The 8,391-nt window shown below is 68.3% G+C and carries 5 protein-coding genes; all 5 read right to left on the bottom strand.

What is annotated here, in order from left to right; translation table 11 throughout:
- Positions 1 to 1,813 (bottom strand): glycoside hydrolase family 95 protein (locus FDA94_RS20570; RefSeq protein WP_137248703.1); only part of this gene is annotated, 1,813 nt, incomplete at its 3' end.
- 4 nt (positions 1,814 to 1,817) lie between these two features.
- Complete coding sequence (locus FDA94_RS20565; protein WP_137248702.1) at positions 1,818 to 3,467, bottom strand: glycoside hydrolase family 27 protein; 1,650 nt, start codon at positions 3,465 to 3,467, stop codon at positions 1,818 to 1,820.
- Between the two features lie 14 nt (positions 3,468 to 3,481).
- The gene (locus FDA94_RS20560; RefSeq protein ID WP_137248701.1) at positions 3,482 to 5,293 is read right to left on the bottom strand and encodes a family 43 glycosylhydrolase; all 1,812 of its coding nucleotides are present in this window, start codon (positions 5,291 to 5,293) and stop codon (positions 3,482 to 3,484) included.
- Between the two features lie 65 nt (positions 5,294 to 5,358).
- Positions 5,359 to 6,837, bottom strand: a complete 1,479-nt coding sequence (locus FDA94_RS20555; protein WP_137248700.1) for a non-reducing end alpha-L-arabinofuranosidase family hydrolase — start codon at positions 6,835 to 6,837, stop codon at positions 5,359 to 5,361.
- A 14-nt stretch (positions 6,838 to 6,851) separates the two neighbouring features.
- Positions 6,852 to 8,318, bottom strand: a complete 1,467-nt coding sequence (locus FDA94_RS20550) for a glycoside hydrolase family 10 protein (protein ID WP_137248699.1) — start codon at positions 8,316 to 8,318, stop codon at positions 6,852 to 6,854.
- Between the last annotated feature and the right edge of the window lie 73 nt (positions 8,319 to 8,391).

Raw genomic sequence — 8,391 nt, 5'->3', positions numbered from 1 at the left:
CGTGGCGGTGGTTGGTCTCCGGCTCGATCCAGTCATACAGCCATTCCAGGATGTTGCCCCGCGAGCCCGTCTTCATCGGGGGGAGCCGGTCGCGGGCGGCCAGCACCTGGGTGCGGAAGGAGGAGTCGACGCCGAGGGTCTGGCTGGCCTGGGCGCAGCCGTTGAACAGGTCGCGCAGGATCTGGTTGTCCATCGTGGGGCCGGCGCAGACGCTGACGCCGTTGTGGTGCCCCAGCTCGGGGCTGTTGGAGGGGTTGGTGACCAGGTAGCCGAGGCTGGGTTCGGTGACGAGGGTGTCGAGGAAGAACTGGGCGGCGCCCTTCATGGCGGGGTAGTAGGTGCGCAGGAAGTCCACGTCGCCGGTGAACAGGTAGTGCTCCCAGATCAGCGTGGCCAGCCAGGCGCCGCCGGTCTGCCACATGCCCCAGAAGGCGCCGTCGACGACTGAGGTGGCACGCCAGGCGTCGGTGTTGTGGTGGGTGACCCAGCCGCCGGCGTTGTACTGCACCTGCGCGGTCCGCGCGCCGGTGACGGTCAGGTCGCTGATCATCTTGAACACCGGGTCGAAGCATTCGGCCAGGTTCGTGGTGTCGGCGTGCCAGTAGTTCATCGGCAGGTTGGCGTTGATCGTGTACTTCGAATCCCAGGAGGGGGTGAGGGAGTCGTTCCAGATGCCCTGCAGGTTGGCCGGTTGGCTGCCGGGCCGGGAGGAGGAGATGAGCAGGTAGCGGCCGAACTGGAACAGCAGCGCGGCGAACTGGGGGTCGTTGACGCTGTTGTGCTGGGCGATCCGCACGTCGGTGGGCTGGTCGGCGGCCGAGGTCCGGCCCAGGTCCAGGGTGGTGCGGTTGAACAGCGTCTGGTAGTCGGCCACGTGACTGCTGCGCAGCTCGGTCCAGGAGCGGCCCGCGGCGGCGTTCAGGTGGCCCCGGGCGATGCCCTGGTAGTCGCCGCTGACGTCGCGGTAGTTCTTGTAGCTCGACCCGATCGACACCAGCACGGTCACGCTGTTGGCCAACCGGACCTGCACCGTGCCGCCGGAGCTGCTGACGGTCCCGCCGTCGGCCACCACCTTGGCCAGGCCGAGGAAGCGGACCTGCCCCGCGATGCCCTCGAAGTCCCCCGAGATCCCGTCCAGCGCGACGGTGGTGCCGTCGGGGCTGGAGCGGGTGACCCGCTGCGGGCTGTCGAAGGTCGCCGAGAAGCTGATCGAGGCCGACCGGTCGGCCGTCAGCCTGATCGCGATGACCTGGTCGGGGAAGCTGGCGAAGATTTCGCGGCGGTAGCGGATGCCGTTCTGGGCGTAGGTGGTCACGGTGGTGGCCGTGGTCAGGTCCAGATAGCGGTTGTACTCCGACACGCCGCTGGTGTTGCCGATGGACAGACGCAGGTTGCCGACCGTCTGGTAGGCCAGCTGACCGGCCGGGCGGCCGAGCATGTTCTGGTCGATCAGGCTCTGCGCCTGGCTCCACTGGTTCTGGAAGACCAGGTTCCGGATCTGGCTCAGCGAGCCCGAATTACGGCCGTTGCTCTGGTCGTAGGGCCCGCCGGCCCAGACGGTGTCCTCGTTGAGCTGCAGCCGTTCGACGTCGACGTTGCCGTAGACCATCGCGCCCAGGCGGCCGTTGCCGATCGGCAGGGCGCGCAGCCAGTCGGTGCCGGCGCTCTCGTCGTACCACAGGGCCAGGTCGCCCGCCTCGGGCGGCGGGGCGGCGGCGGCCCGGGCGACCGCCGTCCACTGCAGGGGCAGGATCGCCGCTCCGGCGCCCGCGGCGCCGAACTGCAGCACTCTCCTGCGGGAGATGTCGGACATTCCCTTACCCCCTGGTCCAGCGCTGGTTCGAGGCGCCGGTGCAGGACCAGATCTGGATCCTGGCGTTGTTGGCGGTGGAGGCGCCGGACACGTCCAGGCACTTGTTCGCGCCGATGGCGGTGATGCTGCCGTCGCCGTTGAAGCGCCACTTCTGGTTGTTCTGGCCGTTGCAGTCCCAGATGAGGACGCCGGTGCCGTCGGCGGTGCCGTTGTTGTTCACGTCGAGGCACTTGTTGCCGTAGACGCGCAGCTCACCGGCGGCGGTGGAGGTCCACTGCTGGTTGCTCTGGCCGTTGCAGTCCCACAGCACCACGGCGGTGCCGTTGGCCTGGGAGGCGCCGCTCACGTCCACGCAGCGGTTGGAGCCCACACCCCTCAGCGGGCTCGTCGAGGCCGTAGGCGTCGGCGAGGGCGAAGGCGAGGTGGGGGTGCCGCCGCTGACACGGTAGACGACCGTGCCGTGGGCGGGCACGCTGGCCGAAATGGCGCCCGTCGTGCTGGTGACCGCGTTGGTCCAGGCGTCGCGCAGGTTGAACGCGTTGCCCGACAGGCCGATGGCGGAGGCGCTGGTGCTGATCGTGGTGGTGCTGCCGCCCTGGTTGAACAGGGCCACCGCGACGTCGCCGTTGCTGAGGCGCTTGGCCAGGATGCGGCGGGTGCCGTCGTTGCTGATCTGGAGCGCCTGCAGGCCCAGAGGGTCCTGGTTGATGGCGATCAGGTTCTGGTTCTTCATGATCGTGGAGGTGGCGCTGTCCATGTTCCGGACGTCGTTGCCCGCGATCAGCGGCGCGGCCATGATCGCCCACAGCGCGAAGTGGCTGCGCATCTCGGTGTCGCTCATCCCGCCCCGGCCGACCACCATCATGTCGGGGTCGTTGAACGAGCCGGGCGCGGCGTAGCCCGACAGCGGCGCGTTGACGTTGACGATGTTCTGGATGCCCATCGGATAGCCGTTGGTCTGGCCCGAGTTCCAGACGTTGGTGATGTCCTCGGTGGTGCGCCAGATGTTGGCGACGTCGCCCCAGTTGCGGCGCGGCCCCGTCTTGTCGTGGATGCTGTTCGGGTTGATGCTGTACAGGATCGGGCGGCCGGTGGCGGCGAGCGCGTCGCGCATCTTGGCGAAGGCCCTGACCTGGTCGTCCATGGTGCCGGTGGGGGAGCACCAGTCGTACTTGAGGTAGTCGACGCCCCAGGCGGCGAACTGGCGGGCGTCCTGCGCCTCGTGGTTCAGCGCGCCGGTCGAGCCCGGGTAGGCGTTGAAGTACTGGGCGCAGGTCTTGTCGAGCGGGGCCTGGTAGATGCCGAACTTCATGCCGCGGGCGTGGATGTAGTCGCCCAGCGCCTTCATGCCGCTGGGGAACCGCGACAGGTTGGGCTGGAGGTTCCCGGACGAGTCACGGTTGGGGTCCATCCAGCAGTCGTCGACGACGACGTACTGGTAGCCGAGGTCGCGCATGCCGTTGGCGACCATCGCGTCGGTGGTCTGCTTGATCAGCGTCTCGTTGATGTTGCACCCGAAGGTGTTCCAGGTGTTCCACCCCATGGGCGGGGTGCGACCGACTCCGTTGTTCAATGCCTGCGCCTGGGTCAGAGGGGTCAGCGCGACGGCCACTACGGTCAGGGCCAGCAGCGCGCGGGTTCTAGTCCTTTTCATGGAGCTCTCGGTTCCTATCCCTGGAAGGAGGCGTCGTCGACGTAGAGCCCGTCCGTTCCGGCGGCCGTCTCGACGTAGAAGGAGGCGTTGGTCAGCGTGCCGGTCCACGAGACGGTCGCGGTGCCCGTGAGCTGGGTCCAGCCGTTCGCGTTGACCGTCTGCGCGGGGGTGAGCTGGAGGTAGCTCGTGGTGCCGTTCGCGGTGAGCGTCAGCGTGGCCTTCGCGCTCGGGGTCCCGCTCTGCGAGCGGACCCAGACGCTCGTGGTGTAGGTCGAGCCGTTGGTGAGCTGCGCGGTCACGTTCTGGTGCGGGCCCTGCCAGGAGGCGGTACGCCCGGAGTTGAGCAGCGACCGGCTGCCGGCGTGGGCCACGTTGGTGGCGGAGGAGATGGTGCCGCCGGAGGAGGTCCAGCCGGTGGTGCCGTCCTCCATGGCGCCGTTGGTCAGCAGGTTTCCGCCGCTGCTGCCGCCCCCGCCGGTGAACTGCCACCAGTTGAGGTTGAACAGGTAGCCGCTGTTGCCCGCGAAGCGCAGGTAGAGGTCACGGGTCCCGGTCGCGCCGGAGACGGGGCAGGTGACCGTGCTCCAGTTCTGCCAGCCGCCGGTGCCGGGCACGGTGCAGGTGCCCACGAGCGTGCCGGTGGCGGAACCGAGCCGGACCTCGATCCGGCCTCCGCTGGTGCCCGAGGCGACCCGGGCGGTGAAGGAGGACGCCCCGGTGCCGAAGGCCGCACCCTTGACCTTGATGTAGTCGCCGTTCTCGATGAACCCGACGTTCATCCCGCCCTCGCTGGAGGGTTCGGTCTCCACCCCCGAGGACCAGGCGATCGTCTCGCCCTCCTGGCGCACGTAGGGGTTGAGGGTGCCGACCTGGGGAGGCCCGGCGGTGGTCATGTTCATGGTCGGGATGGTGCCGTCGCCGTTGTAGGTGAACTTCTCCACGGCCACCGACCTGGTGTAACCGCTACCGCCCGGCAGCGCGCCGTTGTGGTAGAAGAAGTACGACCCGCCCGCGAAGTCGATGACCCCGGCGTGGTTGGTGAAGCTCGCCCCCTGCCTCGGCATGACCGTTCCCCGGTACGTCCACGGCCCGGTGGCACTCGGAGCCGTCGAATACGCGATGAACTCCGAGCAGCACTCGGCGGCGAACACGTTGTAGTAGAGGCCGTTCCGCTTGTAGACCCAGGGCCCCTCTTCGTACAGGGTCGGCCGCTGGGCGTTGCCGCTGCGCGCGCCGAAGCCGGCGGCGGTGAGCGAGACGTAGTTGATCCCGCCGGAGTAGGAGATCATGTCGCTGTTCAGGCGGACGTACGCCAGTCGCGGGTTGCCCCAGTAGAGATAGGCCTGGCCGTCGTCGTCGATGATGACGTTGGGGTCGATCTCGTTGTTGTCGACGAGCGGGCGGCCCAGCGCGTCGGTGAAGGGCCCGGTGGGGCTGTTGGACACCCCCACGCCGATGACCATGCGGCCGGTGGAGCGCTGGCGGACCGGGACGTACCAGTAGAACTTGTTGTTGCGGTAGGCCACGTGACCGGCCCACGCGTTGGCGTCGGCCCAGGAGAAGGTCGCCAGGCTCATCGGGGAGCCGTGGTCGGTCCAGTTGGCCATGTCGGAGGAGGAGTAGACGCGCCAGTCGCGCATCGTGAAGTAGGTGGAGCCGTCCTCGTCGTGGCCGGTGTAGAGGTACACGCGGCCGTTGTGGACGAGCGGCGCGGGGTCGGCGGTGTAGATCGTCTGCACGATCGGGTTGTCGGCCCTGGCCGACGTGGCGGGTAGCAGGGCCGTCAGGCAGAGCAGGCCCGTGATCCAGGCCAGCCGGGCTCTCATGGTGCTCCTTTCCACGTGGCGGGCGGTGGGCCCGGCCGTGCGCCGGGCCCACCGCGGTCACGTCGTCAGCGCTGGAGGGTCAGCAGGCCCGGCCGGTAGGGCAGGAGGCCGTAGTCGACGCCGTTGGAGCTGGGGCTGCGGCCCTGGTAGAGCAGCTGCAGGTTGCAGGGGTCGACCGTCATGGTCTGGTCGGCGCTGGTGCGGAGCAGTTCGCCGTGGCTGATGTCGTTGGTCCAGGTCGCGCCACTGTTGGCCTTGCCCGCGAACGGGTTGGACTCGGTGGTGGCGTTCGGGGTCCACGAGCCGCCCAGGCTGGTGGCGGTGAAGGACCGGAAGTAGCGGCCCTGCGAGCCGATCGCCTCGACGATCATCAGGTAGCGCTGCTGGCCGGCCAGCTTGTAGACCTGGACGGCCTCGAACAGGTTGTTCGTGGTGTCGGTCATGATGGTCTGGTAGCTGGTGCCGAAGCTGCCGGGGAAGTTGCCGATCGGCATGCTGGCCCGGTAGATGCGGCCGTTGTCACCGGCGAAGAACAGGTACATGTTCTGGTCGTCGCCGATGAGCGCCTGGTCGATCGGGCCGGTTTGCGAGTTGGAGATGCTGCCCGAGAACAGCGTCTGCGGCGACGACCAGCCGTTGGCGTTGGTCGGGTTGGTGGAGGTCCGGTAGGAGAACGCCGGGCCACCCCACTGGTAGGCCAGCACCCAGATGTTCTTGGGCGCGTGGTAGAACAGGGTCGGCGCGACGGTGCCGGAGTTCATCGCGTTCTGGCTGGCCGAGCCCATCTGCGAGTAGTTGGTGAACAGGCCGAAGTTCATCGAGCCCCAGCTGGAGCCGAAGTCGTGGGTGGTGGCGTAGACGAGCTGCTGCCCGTTGTAGGGGGCGACGGTGAAGTCCTTCAGCGACACCCAGCCCGAACGCGGCTGCGCGAGCGCGCCGGTCGAGGTCCACCGGTAGGTCGTGGGCAGGTTGCAGCCGCCGGTCGGCGAGGGCGAGGGCGACGGCGAGGGCGACGGGCTGGGGTTGCCGCCGCCGATCGGGACGAGCTGCCACTGCTGGTTGTTGCCGCCCCAGTCGTCGTACTGGACGATGTTGGCGTTGTCGGCCGTGGACGCGCCCTGCACCTCAAGCGCCTTGTTGCTGTGGCGCGCGATGAAGCGCACGTAGCCGCCCGCGCTGTCGGCCAGGCGCCACTGCTGGTTGGTGCCGTTGCCGTCGCTCCACTGGATGATCGCCGCGCCGTTGGCGGTGGAGACGCCGGAGACGTCCAGCACCTTGCCGCTGTGGCGGGACTTGATCCGGTAGTAGCCGCCGCCGGAGTCGACGAACTGCCACTGCTGCTGGTTCTGGTCGTTACGGGTCCACTGGGTGATGCGGGCGCCGTCGTTGGTCGCCAGGTTGTACACGTCCAGGGCCTTGCCGCTGTTGCGGTTGACCAGGACGTACCAGGCGTTGGTGTCGACGGTGGCGGCGTTGGCCGAAGGTAAGGCCACGAACAGCGCCGCCACCAGAGCGGCGATGACGGCAATGGGTTTGAACTTCACTCTTTACTCCGATTTCATCCGACGCGGACGAGTTGCCACTGCTGGTTGGCGCCGTTCCAGTCGTCGTACTGGACGACGTTGGCGCCGTCTGCCGTGGAGGCTCCCTGAACCTCCAGGACCTTGTTGCTGTGCCGGCTGACGAGGCGGAGGTAACCGCCGCTGTCGGCGACACGCCACTGCTGGTTGGTGCCGTTGAGGTCGGCCCACTGGACGATCGCCCCGCCATTGGCGGTGGAGAATCCGGAGACGTCGAGCACCTTGCCGCTGAGGCGCGACTTGAGCCGGTACCAACCGCTTCCGGAGCTGACGAACTGCCACTGCTGGTTGTTTCCGTTGTTGCGGGTCCACTGGGTGATGCGGGCGCCGTCGGCGGTGGACTGGCCGTAGACGTCGAGCGCCTTGCCACTGGTGCGGTTGAGCAGCACGTACCAGGCGTTGGTGTCGATCCCGCCGCCCGGCGTCGGGGTGGGGGTCGGCGTCGGGGTCGGCGTGCTGCCGTTGTTCAGCGCGCTCAGGACCGAGTTGTACGCCGCCTTCTTGTTGCCCGAGGAGTCGAACAGCAGCGGGTTCTCGCCGGTACGCCAGGAGTCGCTGTCGCGGATGCCCCAGACCGTGATGCCGTTGCAGCGGGCCACGTTCAGGCAGGCGCGGGTGACGCCGGCGAAGATGTTGGCCTGGTTGGAGCCCTGGGCGACGTCGAGTTCGGTGATCTCCACGTCGACGCCCAGGTCGGCGAAGCGCTGCAGGTTGGCCTGGTAGTCGCTGGACAACGAGGTGCCCAGGTGGGACTGGAAGCCGACGCAGTCGATCGGCACGCCGCGCGACTTGAAGTCGCGGACCATGTTGTAGATGCCGGTGCTCTTGGCGTTGATTCCGTCGGTGTTGTAGTCGTTGTAGCAGAGCTTGGCGTTCGGGTCGGCGGCGTCCGCGGCCCGGAAGGCGGCCTCGATCCAGTCGTTGCCGGTGCGCTGGAGGTTGGAGTCGCGGCGTCCGCCGCTGCCGCCGTCGGCGAAGGCCTCGTTGACGACGTCCCAGGAGTGGATCTTGCCCCGGTAGTAGGTGGCGACCCGCGTGACGTGGTTGATCATCGCGCTGCGCAGGTCGGAGCCCTCCATCCCGCGCGCCCAGGTGGGCATCTGCTGGTGCCAGAGCAGGGCGTGGCCGCGGATCTTCATGCCGCGCGAGATGGCGTGGTTGGCGATGCGGTCGCCATTGCCGAAGCTGAAGCTGTTGCGGGACGGCTCGGTGGCGTCCCACTTCATCTCGTTCTCGGCGGTGACCTGATTGAACTCCCGGTTCAGGATGTTCATGTACGTCGAGTCGCCCATCCGGCCGGCGGCGATGGCCGCGCCGAAGTATCGGCCGCCGCGTTCGGCCGCCGAGGCGCCCAGGGTCGAGGCGGCGTCAGCCGGCCCGGTCAGTGTCACCGACAGGCCGGCGCCGAGAAGCGCCGCGGTGACCATGGACAAGATTCGTTTCATGAACGGGGTCGCCTTTCTTGGGTAGGTGGTCGCCCGGTCGCCCGGTCCGGTCGTCCTGCCACGAACGGACCGG

It is taken from the genome of Herbidospora galbida (genome assembly GCF_005233835.1).
GTDB lineage: Bacteria > Actinomycetota > Actinomycetes > Streptosporangiales > Streptosporangiaceae > Herbidospora > Herbidospora galbida.
This window is presented reverse-complemented; position numbering and strand designations above follow the sequence as displayed.